Origin of the sequence: Synechococcus sp. WH 8101 (assembly GCF_004209775.1) — a bacterium.
In the GTDB taxonomy this organism is placed as follows: Bacteria; Cyanobacteriota; Cyanobacteriia; order PCC-6307; family Cyanobiaceae; genus Synechococcus_C.
This window is the reverse complement of sequence record NZ_CP035914.1, coordinates 735,931-754,597: the sequence shown is the minus strand read 5'-3', so window position 1 is coordinate 754,597 and position 18,667 is coordinate 735,931. Positions and strand designations below refer to the sequence as shown.

The following is an 18,667-nucleotide window of genomic DNA, read 5'->3' as shown; positions in this document are numbered from 1 at the left end:
GCCAGCGCCACAATGACGCCATGATCGAGGTGATCGGCACCGATGCCGGCGCACCCGCCACCCTGGCGGCGCCGCAGCAGCAACTGCTTCGTGAAGCTGCGTTGATCGCCGCACCCCGGCGTCTGCATTCAGCACTGGCACCCTGGCTTGGCGATCACCACCCGGCGACGCTGCTCGCCAGCGATTCCCCTCTTCAGCTCTGCAACCAACTCCAGGCCCTGCCGCGGAGCACGCGGGCGGTGGTGCTCGCCAGCGGTGACCCACTCTGGTTCGGCATCGGCCGCACCCTGATGGAGCGCCTGGGGGCCGATCGGCTCCGGTTTCAACCGGCACCGAGCTCCCTGCAGCTGGCCTTCTCCCGGCTCGGCCGCCCCTGGCAGGACGCCCAATGGCTCAGCCTGCATGGGCGCGATCCCCTGGCGCTGGCGCAACACTTGCAGCAACGGCCCAAAGCCCTGGCCGTGCTCACCGACCCCAGCCGCGGCGGCGTGGAGGAGGTGAGAACGATCCTGCGCAGCAGTGGGCTGGACACCACCTATGCGCTCTGGCTGTTCGAGGCCCTTGGGCACGCGGACGAGCGGGTGCAGCAGCTGCACCCCCCGGATCCATCCCCCAGCACACTCCATCCCCTGCATCTGGTGGTGCTTCTGGCGGTGCCCCCCAGCGCCCCGCCACCGGAACGCCTGCCCCTTTTCGGCCTTGAGGACGGCCTCTTCCTGCAACACGACGACCGCCCAGGACTGATGACCAAACGGGAGGTGCGCATCCAGCTGCTCGCCGATCTCGAGCTGCCGGATCGCGGTGTGCTCTGGGACCTGGGGGCCGGGACCGGCAGCGTGGGCCTGGAAGCCCTGCGCCTCCGATCAGGCCTGCAGCTCCTGGCGATTGAACAACGGGGCGGCGGGGCGCGCCTGATCCATGCCAACGCCGAGCGCCTCGGGGTGCGGCCAGCGGCCGTGCTGGAAGGAGACGCCCTGGCCCTGCTGCAAGGCGGCGAGACTGCTGCCGATGCGCTCCCCAAGTCACTGCAACGCCCCGACCGAGTGCTGCTTGGCGGGGGAGGCCGGGCTCGAGCCGCCCTGCTCGAAACGGTGTTGCAGCGCCTGCAGCCCGGCGGCGTGGTGGTGATCCCCCTGGCCACCCTCGAAGCCCTGGCCGAGCTACGACCGCTCCTGGAGACAGCCGGCTGCCAAGTGAACCTCAGTCAGCTGCAGTCCTGGCGGGGTCAGCCCCTGGCCGGTGGCACCCGGTTGGCGCCGATGAATCCGGTGCTGGTGCTCAAGGGGCGCCTGCCGGGGGCTTGAGCACCAGAATCGAAGCTCAACCCGAAGCGATCGCCATGCCACTCCAGAAAGACCGTCAGGTGTCGCCCCTGCGCATGAAGATCACCCTGTTGATCGCCGGCTTCGGGCCGCTGCTGGCCATCGGACTGTTTCTCCAATCCAAGGGCTTCTTCGGCTGAGCGATGACCACCACCTACGCCTATTTCGTCGACAACCTCAAGGCCACTCTGGAGGCGGGCGCAATCCCCACGGATGTGGTGCCGATCGGAGAGCTCAGCCCCGGGGCGCGCGCTGATCTGATCAAGGACGGGCGGGTGGTCGGCATGTCGTGCGCGCTGAACGATCGCCAGTTCAAAGGACGGAACCTCTGGCCCCTGATCGCCAGCCTGATGCCCACCAGCATCACGGATGGCAACCGCCAGCAGGTGGCGCAATCAATTCTCAAGGCGGTGCTCACCTACCCGGGCGAATTTCTCAGCCGCTCGGAAACGCAGCCGAATGGCCAAGGCGGCTACAGCATCTGGGCCCAGGATTTTGAATTTGCACCCGGAGGTCTGAGCCAGGACGACGTGGATCAGGTGTACGCCGGCGTGATCGCCGTGCTCTGGGCCGGTCGGCAGGTGCTGGGCGACGAGGCCAGGATCATCCCAGTTCCCTCCAGCAGCCTCTTCAAAAACCTGGGCAACCCCGACATCGCCACTCTGCTGAGCAGCTCCGGTCTACTCGCGCCTCTCCAGTTAACCAACCTTCCCCTCACCAACTCCCAGAAGGGAGCCAATGGCCAGTGGAACGTGCTCTCGGTGTTGCGCCACAACGGCCTGATCGATGGCTTCCTCGGCCAGCAATACAGCAGCAACAACCCGGATGCGCTGCCAGGGTCGATCTCCACCGACACCCGCGCGTTCGACGGCCAAGACAACCTGCCCTACGCCATCCTCTCCTCGATTCAGCAGCTGCAATCCAGCAGCCTCGATGGCCCGCCCTGGAGCAGTCACTACGACGGGGCGATGCCCTTTCAGGCCGGGGTGTATTTCCCGGATACGATCCCAGCGAACTTCAACCCCGCCACAGACCTCATCCCCCAGCAGGATGGCCTGATCAGCAGCGCGATCGCCACCCTGCAGGACACGCCAGACGATGTGCTCCTCGACCTGCGCAGCCTCGATCCCTTACAACGGCTCACCGTGAATGTGGGCGCAAGTCGCGAGGCGGATTTTCAGTCTCGGGTGGGGTTCTATGTGGTCCAGGATGCGGATGGCGCTGTCATCGATCCTGTCAGCGGCGCCCTGATCCGCCCTGGCGATGCCGACTATCAACAGGCTGCCCTCTCCCCCCGCAACAGCGTGACGCCGCTGCAAGGACTGGAGGCCGAAGACGATGGCTCCAGCGACCGGCAGGACACCCTGCAGGGAGGAGCGCTGATCGCCCCGGTGGTGGAAGTGCTGGAACCTGGCAAGGAGGCGATCTACTTCGCCTTCGACGCCGCCAATCCCGATGGTTTCAACCATTTCAGGCGCCTTGGCAGCAACCGAATCGGCATGGAGGATCTGCCCGGCGGTGGCGATCAGGACTTCAACGACCTGACGATGACGTTCTCATTCTTCGACGTGCGTTGAGGCGGATCGGCGTGGCGCCACAACCGGAGCGATCGACTCGATCCGTACCGGCAGGCCGACCTTGACGCCCAGCCGGGTCGCCTCGCCGGCGCCGAGCTCGATCACGCCATCGGCGAAATCGGCCCGGCCGTTGCCATCCGCATCCGCCCAGTAGGACGGGCAAGGTTGAGCCCGACAGATGGGCACATCGCGCTGAATCGCCAGCACCTGGCCATCGCGCACGAACACCATGTCGAGTGGGGCGATCGTGTTGAACATCCAGAAGCGCAGCGGCCGTGAGGGTCGGAACGGGAACCACATCCCCCTTAGCGGTCGCAGGGCCGGTCGCTGCATCAGTCCCAGGCGTTGCTCCTGGGGTTCATCGGCTACCTCAAGCAGCACGCAGGCATCACGGCGATCGGCCACGCACCAGCGTGCCTCTAGGGGCAGCTGTTGCGGTGGCGACTGGGCGGGCGGCAGCTCCATGGCTAGGAACGCTCGAGCTGGGGCATGCCGTCGTTGAGGCAGTAGCCGCGGCCGCGGATGGTGTGAATCAGGCGTTTCTCGCCACCCTCCTCCAGTTTCTGGCGCAGATAACGCACATACACCTCGATCACGTTGCTGGACGTGCCCTGGTCGTCGTTCCAGACCTCCCTCAGGATCTGCTCGCGGCTGAGCACTTCACCGCGGTGATCGAACAGGAACATCAGAAGGGCGTACTCCCGAGCGGTAAGCGCGACCGGCCGACTGCCGCGCCGGACCTGACGACAGGTGGGATCCACGCTCAGATCAGCCACCTGGAGCAGGCTGGGCTGCTCACCGCTGCGGGCCTGAATGCGGCGGTGCAGACGAAGCCGTTGCAGCAGATCACTGGTGCCGAGTGAGGAGAGCCAGAAATCGTCCGCTCCGGCGCTGAGGCAGAGTTCGCGAGCTTCAACGCTGTCGTTCTCCACATCCAGCAGGATCGGCATCGCTCCGAAGCGTGCGCGCAGATCAGGGATGCGATCGGCCTGATCCAAGGCCAGGATCGCTGCCACCGGAGACTCAGCCCTGGCGGGCATGGCCGCCGCCGCTCCCGCAGACCAGGCGAGTGGTTGGTATCCGGAGGCCTCGAGACGCGGCGCCAGAACGGAGGCACCGGGTCCCACGAGCAATACCAGCAGACCCGTCGTCATGGCCGATCCGGTTTGGCGACATGGGGCAAGCCCCAACCCAGTTTGTTGCGCAGCACCTGGAAAAACTCATGGTCTGACAGGCGCACAAAGCGCACGGGATGGTCACTGCGCCGGATCAGCACCCGATCTTCCGGCCACACGTAGCAACCGGCGCTGCCATCCACCACCATCATCAACCGTTCCGGCGTGGCGGGAAACACGGTGACCGGCTCCCGGTCGCTGAACACCAAAGCCCTGGACGCCAGGGAGTGGGGCGCGATCGGGGTCAGCTGCAGCACCGGGCAATCGGGCGTGATCACCGGGCCGCCCGCACTGAGGGCATAAGCGGTGGAACCGGTGGGCGTCGAGAGGATCACGCCATCGGCAGAGATATCGACCGGGGCATGGCGACCGATCGCGATCTCGAAATGGCACATGCTGGTGAGGGGCTCGCGATGCAAGGCCATCTCGTTGAGGCAGAGCGCTTCCCAGCGACGCTGATCACCCCGCATCACGCTCACCACCAAACTGGCGCGCTCCTCGATCGTCCATTGCTGGGTGAGCACCTGCTCCAGGGCCCGATCCAGATCACCCAGATAGGCCTCGGCCAGAAAGCCCAGATGGCCGGTGTTGATCGTGAGAATCGGCACCCCAACCGGTGCCGTCTGGCGCGACGCCGAAAGCACCGTGCCATCCCCCCCCAGCACGATCGCCAGGGCCATGCTCGGATCAAACCCCTCAGGCACGCAGGCGTTGTAGCCCAACATGCGCAGGTGCTGGTCGGGATTGGCAAAGCCCACCATGCCGCCGGCGCTGCTGGCGCGCACCACCTCATGGCCGCAGCGTTCAAGACGGGCCTGGATCGTCTGGGCGGTGTCAACCGCCAGCGGCTTGCCGTCATTGACGATCAGTCCGACCCGGGGCACCGATCGCATCCAAACAACAGCCCAGGAATTTTATGAGACTTTCCGCTGCGCTGGCTTAAGGCAAGGCTCAGAACTGTTCGAGGAAGCGCAGATCGCTCGTGTAAAGGCGGCGAATGTCATCGATACCGTGGCGCACCATGCAGAAGCGCTCCACACCCAAACCGGCCGCGAAGCCGCTCCAGCGATCGGGATCCAGACCCAGCCCCTCCAGCACCGCCGGATCGACCATGCCGCAGCCCATCACTTCCAGCCAGCGCCCGCGCCACTGCACATCCACCTCCGCGGACGGTTCGGTGAAGGGGAAGTAGCTGGCGCGGAAACGCACCGGCAGATCGCCGAAGAAGGCCTTCAGAAAGGCCATCACCGTGCCGCGCAAATGGCTGAAATCCAGGCCCTCATCAATCGCCAGCACCTCCACCTGGTGGAACACGGGCGAGTGGGTGGCATCGACGGCATCGCGGCGATATACCCGACCGGGCGCCACGATGCGCACGGGGGGTGGAGTCTGCTCCAGGTGACGGATCTGCACCGGTGAGGTGTGGGTGCGCAGCAGCAGGTTGTCCTGGAGATAAAAGGTGTCCTGCATGTCACGGGCCGGGTGATCCGCAGGGATGTTGAGGGCCGTGAAGTTGTAGTGGTCGCTCTCGACCTCCGGGCCCTCCGCCACCTGATAGCCGAGGCCGCAGAACAGATCAACGATCTCCTCGGTGGTGGTGATCAGAGGGTGGCGATGCCCCACGGGGGTGCCACTGGCCGCTGCCGTGACATCCAGAGTCTCGGCCGCGATCCGGGCCTCCATCGCCGCGCTTTTCACCGCCTGCAGTCGTTGACTGAGCAGCTCCTGGACCTGGGTTTTCAACACATTGGCCCGCTGCCCCACCAGGGGCCGTTCATCGCCCGGCAGCTTGCCCATGGCGCCGAGCACACCGGAGAGGCGGCCTTTTTTGCCGAGCAAACCCACTCGCAGCTGCTCCAGCGCCTCGGCATCGGCGGCGCTGGCAATCGCTGCGGCAGCGTCGGCTTCGAGGGCCTCCAACTGATCGGTGAGCTGCTGAAGAGACACGGTGGCGCTCACGGCATCGGGATCGCGGCGACTGACTGTAGGCAGCCAGCACGCTTAGGTTCCCCCCAGAAGCCCCGGATGCCATGTCCCCGCTGCGGATCCTGATCAGCAATGACGACGGCGTCTTCGCAGCGGGCATTCGCGCTCTGGCCGCCGCAGCGGCCAGTCGTGGCCACAGCGTCACCGTGGTCTGCCCCGACCAGGAGCGTTCTGCCACCGGCCACGGCCTCACCCTGCAAACGCCGATCCGGGCGGAACGGGCCGATGAACTGTTTGAGCACGACATCACCGCCTGGGCCTGCAGCGGCACCCCCGCCGACTGCATGAAACTGGCCCTGTTCGAATTGCTCGACAGTCCGCCCGATCTGGTGCTGTCGGGGATCAACCACGGACCCAACCTGGGCACGGATGTGTTCTGCTCCGGCACCGTGGCCGCCGCCATGGAGGGCACCCTCGAAGGGCTGCCGGCGATGGCGATCAGTAGCGCCTGCTTCCAGTGGCGTGATTTCACGGGTGCCGGAGAGCTGGCCCTCGCGGTAGCTGAAGCCGCCCTTGCCGATGGCTGGCCTGAGCAACTGCTGCTGAATCTCAACATCCCCCCCTGCCATCCGGAGGCGATGGGAGCGCTGCGCTGGACCCGTCTTTCGATCCGTCGCTACGACGAACAGTTCAGCCCCCGCGTCGATCCCCGCGGCCGCACCTATTACTGGCTGGCCGGCGAAGCAGTCGAAGACCTCGAATCGGGCGGCGACGGCCCCCGCGACTGGCCCACCGATGTGGCCCAGATTCAGGCCAATGCTCCGTCATTGACACCGATCCAGCCGGAACTGTTCTGGCGTGGTGGCCTGAGCAGCCTGCCCAAGTTGCAACTCGCCGACCAGCTGGTGCGCTGACGCCTTCAGGTGCGGTAAATCCGCTGCAGCAACCAAAGAGAGAGGATCAAACCGATGGTGTGGGCGAACAACACCTGGGTGTTGCTCAACACCGAAAGCATTTCAATCGAGGTGATCGGGTAACCCACCAGGCTGCGGGCGCTGGTTCCCCCCACAGGAGATCCAAAGAAGCCAGGGGCCTGCAGAGAGGCCTGCACGAACAGGCTGCCGGCCAGGCTCTGATAGCCCACAGAGGCGAGCACCAGGCCGAGCAGATCCGCCAGCAAGCCGCGCTTGATCAGGCGACTCGCCTCGCCGCGACTGGGCCTAGCGTTGCTGCCCAGGGCGCGGCCAAGACGCACGATCAACCAGCCCTGCCAGAGGCTGAACAACAACACAAAAAACGAAAGCGTGGTGAGTGAGAGGCCCGGCCCAAGCCCCAACGCCCGCTCCGAATTGCGCGCCAGGCTGCCGCCAATGTTGTTGAACAGCAACACCCCCACCACCACCACGCCGAGGGCCGTTTGAATCCAGAAGCGGATCCAGGCCATCCGGCGCACGCCCAGGGCGAGCTGCTGGAAATCAAGGCGATCGGCCATGCGCGAGTGAACGGCGGTCGTCCAAACTTGGCATCAACTCCTGCCGGATGCACGGCCAGCCTTGATCCCCCTCTGCTCACCCCAGCAGGCCCGCACGCCAACGGCCCTGGCCCTCGGCAGCTTCGATGGCCTCCATGCCGGCCATCGGCGCGTGATCGATGCCGTGTGTGGGGATCCCTGCGGCGGCCTGCCGAGCGTGGTGAGCTTCTGGCCCCACCCCCGCGAAGTGCTGCATGGCGAACCCCGCCTGCGGCTCGATCTGCCTTCGGAAAAGGTGGATCTGCTCGAACCGCTGGGGATCGAGCAGCTGGTGCTGGTGCCCTTTGACCAGCAGCTGGCCCGGCTGCAGGCGGACGACTTTGTCGATCAGGTGCTGCTGACGACCCTGCAGGCGCGTCACATCGCCGTCGGTGCCAATTTCCGCTTCGGACGCGACCGCACAGGCGACACCAACACCCTGCGCAGGCTGTGTGAACGCGCCGGCGTGCGGGTCAGCGTGCTGCCGATCCTGGAAGACGACGGCGGCCGGATGAGCAGCAGCCGCATCCGCGCGGCTCTCAATGCCGGCGACCTCGCCAGGGCCAGCGCACTGCTCGGGCGGGCCTATCGCTTCAGCGGTCGGGTGGTACGAGGGCGAGGCCTCGGCCGCGAGCTCGGCTGGCCGACGGCCAACCTCCAGGTGGATGGACGCAAATTCCTGCCCGGCCTCGGGGTGTATGCCGCCTGGGCCTTCTTCCAAGACAAGGGCGAGCGTCTGCCGGCGGTGATGAACCTGGGCCCCCAGCCCACGGTGGATCCCACCTCCCCCTCGGCCGTGGAGGTGCATCTGCTCGACACCCGCCTGGAACTGGAAGGGCGGGAGCTCACGGTGGAACCGGTGGAACGCCTGCGGGGGCAGCAGCGCTTCTCAGGGCTGGAGGAGCTCAGCGCCCAGATCGGCCTCGATGCCCAACGGGCGCGTCTTCGGCTTCAGGCACCGGTGGGGTAGGCGTTCGCCAAACCCCAGACGATGAACACGCCGATCCCCCCCAGGAGCACGATCCCCCACACCAACACGTGCATGGTGCTCTCGGATCCACCGTTGTCCATGGCCGCTCGTAGGCGTGCGATCCTGCCAAGATTGCCATGAAATCGATGCTTGTCGCTGCCTTCGGCGATCAGCGTGTGGCCCGGCTGATCGACGCCAATCTCGACCGGGCCCGCGAAGGACTTCGCGTCGTTGAAGACTGGTGCCGCTTCGGACTCGACCGGCAGGATCTGGTGATCTGCCTCAAGGATTGGCGCCAGCGACTCGGCGTCCACCACCACAGGGGTTACAAGGAAGCACGGTCCACCGCCACCGACAGCGGCGCCGGCCTGGGCCACCCCGCCCAGCAGCAGCGGGATCACTCGGAACAGATCGTGGCCGCCAATTGCGGACGGATTCAGGAAGCGCTCCGAGTATTGGAGGAATTCGGACGCGATCGCGACCCAGAGCTGGCGGCGACGGCCGCGGAGATCCGCTACGGCATCTACGACCTCGAGGTCACGATCCTGCAGGCTGGAGACCATCAGGAACGCCTGCGGCGCCTGCAGAAGAGCCGGCTCTATCTCGTGACCTCGCCGGTGCCAAACCTGGAGGCCCAGGTCGCCGCTGCCCTCCAGGCGGGCGTCTCCCTGGTGCAATACAGAGCGAAAGAAGGCCATGACCTACAGCGGCTCGAGGAGGCACGCGCCCTGGCCGAGCTCTGCAAGCGGCATCAGGCCCTATTCATCGTGAACGACCGGATTGATCTGGCCCTCCTGGTGGATGCCGATGGCGTGCACCTGGGCCAGGAAGATCTCCCTACACAGGAAGCGCGTGCCCTGATCGGCCCCCATCGCCTGTTAGGGCGCAGCACCCACCAGCTCGAGCAGCTGCTCACGGCCCAAAACGAAGGCTGCGACTACGTGGGCGTCGGTCCGGTGTATGCAACGGCCACCAAACCGGATCGCACCGCACGCGGCCTGCAGTGGGTTGAGGAAGCCAGTCGCCATGCCTCCATTCCCTGGTTCGCCATCGGCGGCATCGATGCAGAACGGCTCGACGCGGTGCGTGCGGCCGGCGCCCATCGGGTGGCGGTGGTGCGCGCAATCATGGAAGCCACCGATGCCCATGCGGCCAGCCACGAACTGCTCACGGCGCTGTCGTGACCGCTCCCGTGTTCTGACTTGTTCTGACCGCCCTCAACCGCGATGCCCACGCTTCAACTGCAGGTGAATGGAGAGCTACGCCAGCTCAGCCCTGCCCCGGCCAACCTGGCGGCGGTCATCGAGCAACTGGGGCACCATCCACGCCTGGTGGTGGTGGAATTCAACGGCTTGATCCTGACCCCAGATCGGTGGGACAGCCAAACCGTCCGCGATGGCGACACGTTGGAGATTGTCACCATCGTGGGTGGCGGTTCCTAGAGTCGTTTTCAACGATGTGAGCCGCTGGAGAACGCATGCCGAAGCACCGGAGCCAATCACCGCTGCATCCTTGGCTGCAGCGCAGCCTGTCGATCTTGATGATCCCGCTGTTGCTCATCAGCGTGTTGATCATTCAGCCCCAGGTGAGTGAAGCCGCCAGCGGCGGCCGCATCGGCGGCGGCAGTTTCCGGGCCCCATCGATGCCGCGCAGCGGTGGGCTGAACCGCAGCTACGGCGGTGGCTACAGCCGCGGCTATGGCGGTGGCATCGGCTTTCCGTTCATCATCCCGATCTTCGGATTCGGGGGCGGCGGTCTCTTCGGTTTTCTAATCCTGATGGCGATCGTGGGGGTGCTGGTGAATGCCTTCCGTAGCGCTGGCAGTGGCGGCGGCACTGCGATCGGCGGCGATCGGGTCAACACGATCAATCCAGGGCCCGTGAGCCTGATCCAGGTGCAGGTGGGGTTGCTGGCAAGTGCCAAAGCCCTGCAGAGCGACCTGCGCCAACTGGCCGCCACGGCCGACACGAGCCAGGCTTCCGGTCTGCAACGCGTGCTTCAAGACACCACCCTCGCCCTCCTGCGCCAGCCTGAGTTGTGGGTGTACGCCAATGCTGAATGCGGCAGCGTTCCCTTCAGTGCCGCAGAAAGCACCTTCAATCGGTTGTCGATGACCGAGCGCAGCAAACTGCGGCAGGAGCTCACCAGCAATGTGGGCGGCGTTCGCACCACCTCGGGCGACCTGGCCCAACGCGGCGATGCCGATGCGACCAGTGAATACATCGTCGTCACCCTGCTAGTGGCGAGCCGTCGTCCAATGACGATCAAGCAAGCCGACAATGGCGAAGCGCTGCGTGAAACCCTGCGCATCCTCGGCTCCACGGCCTCCAGCGACCTGATCGCCCTTGAGGTGATCTGGCAACCCGATGGCAGTGGCGATGTGCTCAGCGCCGATGAACTGGTGACCGCTTATCCGAATCTGCAGCATCTCTGAATCAGGCTTCAGAAAATCTTCCACTGCAAAGCGGCGCTTCAGGGAAGAAACCGGGTCCAACGCTGATTAGCTTGATCGGACTTCAAACCGTCCCTCCTTGTCCGCTGCTCCACAACCCGATCCACGTGCCATGCAGTGGCAAAGCAACGGGGAACTTGATCAGGCCGATTTATTTGAACTCGTGCGCAAGCTTCGCATCGTCGAATCTCCCTCCCACAGCAATGAACTGTGGCGCTTGGGCAGAAAATACGACAAAGCCGACTAGATCGCGACGCCGGCAGCCTTGCCAACCCTCTGAGCAAGCCGCATCGTGCAACCAAAGCTGCCTGCGCCATGGCCAGCCGCACGATCCAATGGGTGAATTCGCCTGTTTTGTTGGAAGCGATGTTGCGTTATGAGCAGGGCTCCTTGCCTCACTCCATGCGGCTGTGGGTGGAGCAATTGTTCGAACTGGATGGGTCCGAACCGAAAAGCTCACTCCTCAACCCGATCGGCCACAACCCGCTCCACTGAGGAGCTGAGGATGCGCAACGCAGCCATCGCTGCGCCGTAGCCATTGTCGATGTTCACCACCGTGAGGCCAGGCGCACAGCTGGCGAGCATTCCATCAAGGGCGGCCCGTCCTCCAGCGCTGACGCCATACCCCACCGACACGGGCACACCGATCACCGGCTGGGGCACAAGTCCGGCGAGCACGGTGGGCAGAGCCCCCTCCATGCCGGCACAGGCGATCAGCACCTGCGCCGTGCGCAGCAGGGGCAACCGCTCGAGCAGACGGTGCAAGCCGGCCACCCCCACATCCAGCATCAACGAGGCGGCGATGCCCTGGAACGCCAGAGCCAGCTGCGCTTCCTTGGCCACGGGCCAATCGCTTGTGCCACCGCTGAGGATGGTGACCGGCGCCTCTGCGTCGCTCTGTTCGAGCGAGATTGGAACGCTGCTGAGGCAGCGGGCCTGGTCATGCCATTGCAGGTCGCGCTCGGGCAGCAATGCCGCCACAGCAGCGGCCTTGGCAGCATCGACGCGGGTGACCAACGCAGCTTCACCGCGGCCATAGAACGACTCCAGAATCGCCGCGATCTGTTCCGCTGTCTTGTGCTCCCCCCAGATCGCCTCACTGATGCCGATGCGGCGGCGACGATCCCAGTCGAGATGGGCTGTCGCCGTCATTGGGGCAGCAGTTCGCCTTCGTAGAGGAGCGGAAACGGATTACCCAGACGCTCACCGGTGGCCTCACGGGCCAGCTGCTCAAAGCGCTGTTGCACAGCATCCACCTCCTGCTCAGGAATCGCCTTCCACGCCTCTCTGCTGCGCCAGCGGATCAGCAGCGTGCCTTCTTCGGTTTCAGGATTCCAGAGCAGATCCCGGCCCAGAAATCCCTGCTGACGCGCCAGCCAGGGTTCCCAGCTGCCCCGCTCCGCCTCCAACCAAGCCTGCCGTGCAGCCTCTGGCACCTTCACCTTGAGATGCTCGATCACGGCAACGTCGTAGCCGCCCTCCGGATCGGCGAAGGCGACGAACCGCGCCTGGGCAGGGGAGCTGAACAGCACAGCCAACGACAGGGCAAGGCTTAAAACCCTACGTAGCAATCCTGAAAAGCGGCGGGTCACAGAGCCTGAAGCAGCGCGACCGCCTGAGCGGAGATCCCCTCTTCCCGTCCTTCGGGTCCGAGTTGTTCGTTGGTCGTGGCCTTCACCCCTACCTGCTCCGGTGCGATGCCGATACGCGTGGCAATGGCACGACGCATCGCCTCGATATGGGGTTTGAGCTTGGGGCGCTCAGCGATCACCACCGAATCCACATTGGCGACACCCCAGCCACGATCCCGCACCAAGGCCACCACCTGCTCCAGCAGCACCAGGCTGTCGGCCCCTTTCCAGCGGGGATCCTCCGGGGGGAAGTGTTGGCCGATATCGCCCAGAGAGAGCGCCCCAAGCAGGGCATCCATGATCGCGTGCACCAACACATCGGCATCGCTGTGGCCATCCAGGCCCAGGCCATCGGGGTGTGCCAATCGCTGTCCACCCAGAATCAGGGGCCGGCCAGGCACAAGGCGGTGCATGTCGTAGCCGTTGCCAATCCGCAGCTGCATGGGGGCCAGGTCAAGAGCTCCATTCTTGATGAACCGCGGCCGAACTGCTGCGCCTGCTACTGCTGCGCCTGCTGTTGCTGCTGGCGCCAGCGGGTGAGCAGGTCGGGTCTGCGCTCAGCCGTGCGCTGCTCGCGCTGGGCCTGCCGCCAACGCTCGATCGCACCATGATCGCCACTGCGCAGCACCTCGGGCACGGCCATCCCCCGGAAATCCGCCGGCCGCGTGTAGTGGGGATGCTCCAACAGCAAATCGCTGTGGCTCTCCTCCACCAGGGAGTGGGCCGTCCCCACCGTGCCCGGCAGCAGACGCACCACCCCGTTGATGATCGTCATCGCCGGCAGCTCACCGCCCGTGAGAACAAAATCTCCCAGCGACACCTCCTCATCCGCAAGGGCGCGGATCCGCTCATCAAACCCCTCGTAGTGGCCGCAGAGCAAGACCAATTGATCGCACGTCTCCGACCAACGCTGCAGATCGGCCTGCCGCAGGGGCTGACCCTGGGGTGTCATCAGCAGCACACGCCGCCGCCCACACACCGGGATCGCCTCAACAGCGGCATACACCGGCTCCGGCTTCAGCACCATACCGGCACCGCCGCCGTAGGGCTCATCGTCGACCTTGCGGTAGCGATCCGTGGCGTGATCGCGCGGGTTGTGCAGGTGCAACTCCGCACGCCCCGCCGCAAAGGCCCGACCGATCACCCCCAGCTCCAGCAACGGCGCAAACGCCTGAGGCGCCAGGCTCACCACATCGAGGCGCAACGCAGCCATCCCCTCAGCCCTGAGGGGCCGTGACCCGGCGGATCTCCGAGCAGAAACTGGCCTGACGCGGTGTGCCGTCCTGATCCACCAGGGTGGTGCTGCGCAGACGCAGGTTCGCCTTGGTGAACCAGATCCGCTCGCGCAGGCTGGCGCCGTTCGCGGCGGGCAAGGTCAGCTCCAGACAGCCATCACCATGCAGCTGCCAATGGCCGCTTGACTCAGTAGGACTTGCCGCCAGGGTCAACACACCTCTTGGGGCAAAGTGCATGGCAGCCAGCTGGCGCCCATCCGCCGCGCACACCTTCAGCCTGGCGCCGCCATCCGCTCCCTCCTGCTCGCTCTGCATCACCAGTTCTCCCCGCTCACTGCTGTGCCAGTCGTCACTGCCGTCGAGTTGAAAAATGCTGCGCAGACTCATCCAGCGGCCGTCACAGAGCTGCAGGAACGAATCGAGATCAGCAGGAGGGAAGGGGAGGTCGCTCATGCCGCCATCTTCTCAGCCGCGGGTCCCCCGTTTCACTCCACGCCATAGCCGAGTTCGGCCAGGCGCGCCGGTTTGCTGCGCCAGTCGGGCACCACTTTCACAAACAGCTCCAGATACACCGGCCCATCGATCAGGGTCTGCATCTGGAGACGGGCGCCTTGGCCGATCGTTCTCAGCATCGCTCCGCCCTTACCGATCAGAATTACCTTCTGGCTCTTGCGCTCCACCAGCACGGTGGCGAGCACGGCGGTGCGGGGCTTGCCCTTTCCCTTCGACGGCATCTCGTCCACCCGGTCGATCTGCACCGCCACGCTGTGGGGCACCTCTTCACGGGTATGGGTGAGCACCTGCTCGCGGATCAGTTCGGCCATCAACAACCGCTCCGGCTGATCGCTCACCATGTCGGCGGGATAGAGCTGGGGCCCTTCGGGCAAGCGAGCCACAATCGCCTGCACCAGCTCCGGGCAACCGGCTCCACTCAGGGCGCTGCAGTGATGCATGGGCCAATCGGTGGTCTCCAGCAACTCCCGATAGGCGAGATCGGCCTCCGGCCTGCGCTCTGCGGGCACCCGGTCCCATTTGTTGAGCACCACCAGCACCGGCAGGCGCTGCTGTTGCAGCAACTGGATGATGAAGGCATCGCCGCGGCCAGGGGCTTCACACCCCTCCAGAAGCAGCAGCACCAGATCCACTTCACCAATGGCGGATCGGGCGCTTTGCACCAGGCGTTCGCCGAGCAGATGATGCGGCTTGTGGATGCCTGGGGTGTCCACCAGGATCAGCTGGGCCTCGGGGGTGGTGAGAATGGCGCGCAGACGGTTGCGCGTGGTCTGGGCCACCGGCGAAGTGATCGCCACCTTGTCTCCCACCAGCTGATTCACCAGGGTGGATTTGCCCACGTTGGGGCGTCCGATCAGGGCGACGAAGCCAGAGCGGTGAGGGGTCTGGGCGCCAGGGGTGAGATCCATGGCTTCAGCATCGCTTGCAAGCACACCCGTTGCCCATAGGCTGATCGCCGCAGTGATGGCAGAGCATGAGTGCGCTCGAACCCACCTTTCAGCAGGCGATGGAGATCGCCGCCGGTTGGTTGCAACAGTGGGATGGGGAGGAGATCAGCGACGAAGTGCTGGCCGATCGGGTGGCGGAGCTGGTGGCCAGTCGCGATGGGGCTCGCGGCTTCTTCGTGGTGAGCCTCGCCGGCGACAGCGCCCTGATGGATCGCCTGCCGGAACCCCTTGTGATCAAGCTGCGCGATGCGGGAGAAGGGGTGGTGGACCTCACCGCTCGCAACCTGGCGATGAGTGCAGCGATGGTGGTGCACCATCGCAATAATGGCGACGACGCGCAGGCCTCTGGTTCGGAACGGGTCAATGCCCGCTGCTGCGAGTTGCTGCGTCAACTCGATCCCCACCAAGTGAAAGAACGTCTCGAAACCCTGCTCGATGCGGCCCATCACAGCCGCGGCGACGACCTGGCCTTCCTGGAGCGCTGGGGCTACGACGAGCGGCAGAAGCAAGCGATCCGGGAAGCGGTGGAGGCCGTCGCCGACTGATCCAGCCAGATCAGAACAACAACGTCATCTGCACCCCCAACACGAACGCATCGGGCACCGCACCGGTGCCACTGGGATTGAACACGTATTGGAGGTTGGGCTGAATCGAAGCATTGGTGCCGATCGCGACCTGATACCCCAATTCGATCACCGACTCCCACACCTGTGGCGTGGGCATGTCCGGACTCCAACCGGCATGGGAAAACCCGATCACCAGAGCGTCATTCGGTCGATTGCGAAACACGCCCTTCCCTACCCAGCCACCGGCATAGTTCACGGGAATGGTCTGCACATCAGGGTTGAAGCCATAGGCCAGGTTGGCCCAGAGACGACCATCCAAAGCCAGCCCCCCGAGCGTCAGCGGCACCGCCACCAGGCCATACACCCCATTGTTCTGAGACGCGGTCAGCGCACTGTTCTCCAACAGAGGGAAATCCCAGCTCCCCAACCAACCACCAAGCTGCAAACCGGGAGCCGGCAAACCGGACACATAATCAAGATCTTTCTCATCCTCCGGCACGCGCTGCAAGCGGCCATCGGCCATCCACTTCAAGGGAATCGTGCCAGCCGGGGCGAAGGGGATATCGAGTTGCAAAAACTGAGCCAGGCCATTGGAGGAGCTGATCTGAAAGTCGGCACCGTGATATCCGGGTTCAAATCCCTCGGGATTGATCTGATAAAGGCCATAGCGCAGCGTGCCGCGCTTGCGATCACCCACATGCACAACAGCCCCATAATGGTTGGCCGGATAGGCGGCGACGGGCAAAGAATTGGGAATGCCCCAGATCTGCCCGCAGAAGCCATTGTTGGTGTAGTAGCAATACAACGGCGACGAGGCGAAATCATCAAACGTAGCCATCTTGCCCAGCTTGAGAGTGAGCAAACCGCTCTCTTGCTGACCGCGCTCCACCCAAAGGCCCGCCAGACGAAAAGTCTGGCCATAGCCAAAGATCTGCTGCACAGCCAATGCATTGGGAATCTTCTGCGACAAGCTGGTGCCAGAACGCTGCGACAGATTGGCCACCAGTTTCCAGTGATCAAATTCGCCCCACTGATCAACGGGTCGTGTGTAGCCGCTGGAATAGCTCGTGTTGAGCGAGATGTTGTGGGTGTAGGTAGCCGTTTGCTGCAAGCCACCGGATGGATTGCCGTTGATTTCATTGACGTATCCCAGGGAGATCGCCATCCAGTCGGGCATATCCAGCCAGTTCTGCAGCCAGGGCTGGGGAGTGTTGTCAATCGTTTCCTTGGCTGACTCTGATGCATCCACCTCCTCAGCGAGGCTGGGCGCTGCAGCAGCCCATGGTGCCCCCATGGCGAGGATCAGAGCCAGGAGAGAGGCCCAGCGTTGGGGCCGACGTGGCTGTGATTTTGACATCACGATCAGGCCATGTCTTCCAGCTCACGTCCCTTCGTTTCCCGCACCATGAACAGCACAAAGAAGAAGGAGATCGCTGCAGCTGTGGCATACAAGCCATAGGCGAGCGCAGGCCCCGATGACTGGAGCAACACGGGGAAGGTGGTGGAAATGAGGAAATTGGCCAGCCAGTTCACGGTGGCGGAGAGCCCCAGGGCCAGGGCGCGGATGCGATTGCTGAACATCTCACCCAAGAGCACCCACATCACCGGCCCCCAGGAGAAACCGAAGGCAAACACAAACACGTTCGCCGAAATCAGGGCCACCAACGAGGCGGCGCCGGTCAACTGGGGTTCGCCGTTCACAATCGGAGCGCCGGCAAACGTCCAGCTCATCAATCCCAGGCTGATCGTGATCACCACAGAACCAACCAACAGCAGGGGCCGCCGCCCGAGTCGATCAATCGTGGCAATCGCTAGGAACGTCGTGACCACATTGGTAATTGAGGTCACCACCGTGATGCTGAGGCTATCCGTGGTGCTGAATCCCACGGCCTTCCAGAGAGAGCTGGAGTAATAGAAGATCACATTGATGCCAACGAATTGCTGAAATATCGCCAACAACACGCCGGTCCACACCACCGGTAGAAGCAGAGAACGCTTCGAGAACAGATCCTGAATCTGTCCACCATTGCGATGGCCGAGGCTGGCCTGAATGCGATCAATCACCTCCTGGGTAGGTTCACCCAGGGTCTTGAGGATCACCTCACGGGCATGCTCAATGCAACCGATCTGAACCAGATAGCGAGGGCTTTCGGGAATCCGCAGCACCATGCCGCCGTATAACAGCGCCGGGATTAACTCAGACATCAACATCCAGCGCCAGGCCGGCAGCGGGCCCACACTGGAGAGCGGCTCCTGATCCACCGTGGCCAGCACGATCACGTAATCAAACAGAAGCGCGATAAAAATCCCCACCACAATCGCCAACTGCTGCAACGAACCGGTGCGCCCCCGCAAATTGGCAGGAGAAATCTCAGCGATGTAAGCCGGCGCCAGCACACTGGCAAAGCCAACGGCCACACCACCGATCACACGCCAGATCACCAGATCGCGCAGCGTCGGTGCCAGGGCGGACCCCACCGCACTGGCGATGAAGAGCACCGCCGCAAGCCACATGCTGCGCCGGCGACCGATGCGATCCGCAAGCCAGCCCGCACCGAGAGCACCCGCGGCAGAACCGAGCAAGGCTGAAGACACCGCCAGACCGAGTCCCACGGCCGAGGCGTTGAACGTGGCCTGAATCGAAGACACGGCCCCATTGATGACCGCCGTGTCATACCCGAAAAGGAAGCCGCCTAAGGCCGCCGCAATCGCAAGCCTCAGGATGAATTGCATCCGCTGATCGGCTTCGCGGCGCTGAAGACTGGAGGCCATCCACTTGTCACTAAGCGCTCCTAATCCAGCGAGCCAACCTGGTTTCGTCTGGGTGCTGTCACAGCCTGAAA

23 protein-coding genes are annotated in these 18,667 nt (G+C 64.4%); 10 read left to right on the top strand and 13 right to left on the bottom strand.

All coding sequences use genetic code 11. From position 1 onward, the window contains the following. The first annotated feature begins 20 nt into the window (after window positions 1-20). The 3 genes from cbiE to SynWH8101_RS03765 are packed head-to-tail and all read left to right on the top strand — an operon-like array spanning window position 21 to window position 2,899. Entirely contained in the window at window positions 21-1,304 is a 1,284-nt protein-coding gene (gene cbiE / locus SynWH8101_RS03770) for a precorrin-6y C5,15-methyltransferase (decarboxylating) subunit CbiE (protein WP_130128623.1), read from the top strand. Continuing rightward, window positions 1,301-1,462: a hypothetical protein gene (locus tag SynWH8101_RS13985; protein WP_165380879.1), complete on the top strand. Its 162-nt coding sequence runs from the start codon at window positions 1,301-1,303 to the stop codon at window positions 1,460-1,462. Before cbiE ends, SynWH8101_RS13985 begins: the two co-directional genes overlap by 4 nt. Before the next feature lie 3 nt (window positions 1,463-1,465). Then, entirely contained in the window at window positions 1,466-2,899 is a 1,434-nt protein-coding gene (locus SynWH8101_RS03765; RefSeq protein WP_130128622.1) for a DUF4114 domain-containing protein, read from the top strand. Here SynWH8101_RS03765 and SynWH8101_RS03760 read toward each other — a convergent pair. The 4 genes from SynWH8101_RS03760 to pheS form a co-directional block, all read right to left on the bottom strand. Then, window positions 2,879-3,364 (bottom strand): DUF192 domain-containing protein, encoded by a 486-nt coding sequence (locus SynWH8101_RS03760; RefSeq protein ID WP_130128621.1) that lies wholly within the window; start codon window positions 3,362-3,364, stop codon window positions 2,879-2,881. The two genes, SynWH8101_RS03765 and SynWH8101_RS03760, sit on opposite strands and share 21 nt — an antisense overlap. Before the next feature lie 2 nt (window positions 3,365-3,366). Beyond that, window positions 3,367-4,053 (bottom strand): winged helix family transcriptional regulator, encoded by a 687-nt coding sequence (locus tag SynWH8101_RS03755; RefSeq protein ID WP_130128620.1) that lies wholly within the window; start codon window positions 4,051-4,053, stop codon window positions 3,367-3,369. Continuing rightward, window positions 4,050-4,958, bottom strand: a complete 909-nt coding sequence (locus SynWH8101_RS03750; protein WP_130130325.1) for an NAD(+) kinase — start codon at window positions 4,956-4,958, stop codon at window positions 4,050-4,052. Before SynWH8101_RS03750 ends, SynWH8101_RS03755 begins: the two co-directional genes overlap by 4 nt. Window positions 4,959-5,025: 67 nt before the next feature. Then, a complete protein-coding gene (gene pheS / locus SynWH8101_RS03745; RefSeq protein ID WP_130128619.1) occupies window positions 5,026-6,033 on the bottom strand; it encodes a phenylalanine--tRNA ligase subunit alpha in 1,008 nt (335 codons plus the stop codon). Window positions 6,034-6,104: 71 nt separating this feature from the next. Here pheS and surE point away from each other — a divergent pair, with 71 nt between their 5' ends. Continuing rightward, window positions 6,105-6,914, top strand: a complete 810-nt coding sequence (gene surE / locus SynWH8101_RS03740) for a 5'/3'-nucleotidase SurE (protein WP_130128618.1) — start codon at window positions 6,105-6,107, stop codon at window positions 6,912-6,914. 5 nt (window positions 6,915-6,919) lie between these two features. On the opposite strand, the gene SynWH8101_RS03735 is transcribed toward surE, so the two are convergent. Beyond that, window positions 6,920-7,492 (bottom strand): DUF3611 family protein, encoded by a 573-nt coding sequence (locus SynWH8101_RS03735; protein ID WP_130128617.1) that lies wholly within the window; start codon window positions 7,490-7,492, stop codon window positions 6,920-6,922. A 61-nt stretch (window positions 7,493-7,553) separates the two neighbouring features. Between SynWH8101_RS03735 and SynWH8101_RS03730 the strand changes: the two genes are divergently transcribed. From SynWH8101_RS03730 to SynWH8101_RS03710, 5 genes are all read left to right on the top strand, one after another. Further along, on the top strand, window positions 7,554-8,480 hold the full coding sequence (locus SynWH8101_RS03730) for a bifunctional riboflavin kinase/FAD synthetase (protein WP_130128616.1): 927 nt from the start codon (window positions 7,554-7,556) through the stop codon (window positions 8,478-8,480). Window positions 8,481-8,617: 137 nt separating this feature from the next. Further along, window positions 8,618-9,664, top strand: a complete 1,047-nt coding sequence (locus tag SynWH8101_RS03725; protein ID WP_130128615.1) for a thiamine phosphate synthase — start codon at window positions 8,618-8,620, stop codon at window positions 9,662-9,664. A 42-nt stretch (window positions 9,665-9,706) separates the two neighbouring features. Continuing rightward, window positions 9,707-9,922: a sulfur carrier protein ThiS gene (gene thiS, locus SynWH8101_RS03720; RefSeq protein ID WP_130128614.1), complete on the top strand. Its 216-nt coding sequence runs from the start codon at window positions 9,707-9,709 to the stop codon at window positions 9,920-9,922. Between the two features lie 35 nt (window positions 9,923-9,957). Then, window positions 9,958-10,914, top strand: a complete 957-nt coding sequence (locus tag SynWH8101_RS03715) for a DUF1517 domain-containing protein (protein ID WP_130128613.1) — start codon at window positions 9,958-9,960, stop codon at window positions 10,912-10,914. Between the two features lie 333 nt (window positions 10,915-11,247). Further along, a complete protein-coding gene (locus SynWH8101_RS03710) occupies window positions 11,248-11,427 on the top strand; it encodes a hypothetical protein (protein ID WP_130128612.1) in 180 nt (59 codons plus the stop codon). Here SynWH8101_RS03710 and larB read toward each other — a convergent pair. From larB to era, 6 genes are read right to left on the bottom strand one after another with little or no spacing between them, the layout of a single operon-like run. Further along, entirely contained in the window at window positions 11,389-12,084 is a 696-nt protein-coding gene (gene larB / locus SynWH8101_RS03705; RefSeq protein WP_130128611.1) for a nickel pincer cofactor biosynthesis protein LarB, read from the bottom strand. The two genes, SynWH8101_RS03710 and larB, sit on opposite strands and share 39 nt — an antisense overlap. Further along, window positions 12,081-12,470, bottom strand: a complete 390-nt coding sequence (locus SynWH8101_RS03700) for a TIGR03792 family protein (RefSeq protein ID WP_370587011.1) — start codon at window positions 12,468-12,470, stop codon at window positions 12,081-12,083. Before SynWH8101_RS03700 ends, larB begins: the two co-directional genes overlap by 4 nt. 50 nt (window positions 12,471-12,520) lie before the next feature. Next, a complete protein-coding gene (gene ispF, locus SynWH8101_RS03695) occupies window positions 12,521-13,006 on the bottom strand; it encodes a 2-C-methyl-D-erythritol 2,4-cyclodiphosphate synthase (RefSeq protein WP_130128610.1) in 486 nt (161 codons plus the stop codon). A gap of 56 nt (window positions 13,007-13,062) precedes the next feature. Then, a complete protein-coding gene (gene trmD, locus SynWH8101_RS03690) occupies window positions 13,063-13,776 on the bottom strand; it encodes a tRNA (guanosine(37)-N1)-methyltransferase TrmD (RefSeq protein ID WP_174719494.1) in 714 nt (237 codons plus the stop codon). A 4-nt stretch (window positions 13,777-13,780) separates the two neighbouring features. Beyond that, window positions 13,781-14,251 carry a phycobiliprotein lyase gene (locus tag SynWH8101_RS03685; protein WP_130128609.1) on the bottom strand — a complete coding sequence of 157 codons (471 nt, stop codon included), beginning with the start codon at window positions 14,249-14,251 and terminating at the stop codon, window positions 13,781-13,783. Window positions 14,252-14,283: 32 nt separating this feature from the next. After that, complete coding sequence (gene era, locus SynWH8101_RS03680; RefSeq protein WP_130128608.1) at window positions 14,284-15,219, bottom strand: GTPase Era; 936 nt, start codon at window positions 15,217-15,219, stop codon at window positions 14,284-14,286. A 65-nt stretch (window positions 15,220-15,284) separates the two neighbouring features. Here era and SynWH8101_RS03675 point away from each other — a divergent pair, with 65 nt between their 5' ends. Beyond that, window positions 15,285-15,803: a hypothetical protein gene (locus SynWH8101_RS03675; RefSeq protein ID WP_130128607.1), complete on the top strand. Its 519-nt coding sequence runs from the start codon at window positions 15,285-15,287 to the stop codon at window positions 15,801-15,803. A gap of 10 nt (window positions 15,804-15,813) precedes the next feature. Here the strand turns inward: SynWH8101_RS03675 and SynWH8101_RS03670 are convergent, their stop codons facing one another. After that, a complete protein-coding gene (locus SynWH8101_RS03670) occupies window positions 15,814-17,181 on the bottom strand; it encodes a carbohydrate porin (protein WP_130128606.1) in 1,368 nt (455 codons plus the stop codon). 5 nt (window positions 17,182-17,186) lie between these two features. Further along, window positions 17,187-18,596: a sugar porter family MFS transporter gene (locus SynWH8101_RS03665; protein WP_130128605.1), complete on the bottom strand. Its 1,410-nt coding sequence runs from the start codon at window positions 18,594-18,596 to the stop codon at window positions 17,187-17,189. Between the last annotated feature and the right edge of the window lie 71 nt (window positions 18,597-18,667).

Coding starts and splice junctions, on each gene's coding strand:
- cbiE (WP_130128623.1), top strand. CDS start 21: ATGATCGAGGTGATCGGCACCGATGCCGGCGCACCCGCCACCCTGGCG.
- SynWH8101_RS03765 (WP_130128622.1), top strand. CDS start 1,466: ATGACCACCACCTACGCCTATTTCGTCGACAACCTCAAGGCCACTCTG.
- SynWH8101_RS03760 (WP_130128621.1), bottom strand. CDS start 3,364: ATGGAGCTGCCGCCCGCCCAGTCGCCACCGCAACAGCTGCCCCTAGAG.
- SynWH8101_RS03755 (WP_130128620.1), bottom strand. CDS start 4,053: ATGACGACGGGTCTGCTGGTATTGCTCGTGGGACCCGGTGCCTCCGTT.
- surE (WP_130128618.1), top strand. CDS start 6,105: ATGTCCCCGCTGCGGATCCTGATCAGCAATGACGACGGCGTCTTCGCA.
- SynWH8101_RS03735 (WP_130128617.1), bottom strand. CDS start 7,492: ATGGCCGATCGCCTTGATTTCCAGCAGCTCGCCCTGGGCGTGCGCCGG.
- SynWH8101_RS03725 (WP_130128615.1), top strand. CDS start 8,618: ATGAAATCGATGCTTGTCGCTGCCTTCGGCGATCAGCGTGTGGCCCGG.
- thiS (WP_130128614.1), top strand. CDS start 9,707: ATGCCCACGCTTCAACTGCAGGTGAATGGAGAGCTACGCCAGCTCAGC.
- SynWH8101_RS03715 (WP_130128613.1), top strand. CDS start 9,958: ATGCCGAAGCACCGGAGCCAATCACCGCTGCATCCTTGGCTGCAGCGC.
- SynWH8101_RS03710 (WP_130128612.1), top strand. CDS start 11,248: ATGGCCAGCCGCACGATCCAATGGGTGAATTCGCCTGTTTTGTTGGAA.
- larB (WP_130128611.1), bottom strand. CDS start 12,084: ATGACGGCGACAGCCCATCTCGACTGGGATCGTCGCCGCCGCATCGGC.
- ispF (WP_130128610.1), bottom strand. CDS start 13,006: ATGCAGCTGCGGATTGGCAACGGCTACGACATGCACCGCCTTGTGCCT.
- trmD (WP_174719494.1), bottom strand. CDS start 13,776: ATGGCTGCGTTGCGCCTCGATGTGGTGAGCCTGGCGCCTCAGGCGTTT.
- SynWH8101_RS03685 (WP_130128609.1), bottom strand. CDS start 14,251: ATGAGCGACCTCCCCTTCCCTCCTGCTGATCTCGATTCGTTCCTGCAG.
- era (WP_130128608.1), bottom strand. CDS start 15,219: ATGGATCTCACCCCTGGCGCCCAGACCCCTCACCGCTCTGGCTTCGTC.
- SynWH8101_RS03675 (WP_130128607.1), top strand. CDS start 15,285: ATGAGTGCGCTCGAACCCACCTTTCAGCAGGCGATGGAGATCGCCGCC.
- SynWH8101_RS03670 (WP_130128606.1), bottom strand. CDS start 17,181: ATGTCAAAATCACAGCCACGTCGGCCCCAACGCTGGGCCTCTCTCCTG.
- SynWH8101_RS03665 (WP_130128605.1), bottom strand. CDS start 18,596: ATGGCCTCCAGTCTTCAGCGCCGCGAAGCCGATCAGCGGATGCAATTC.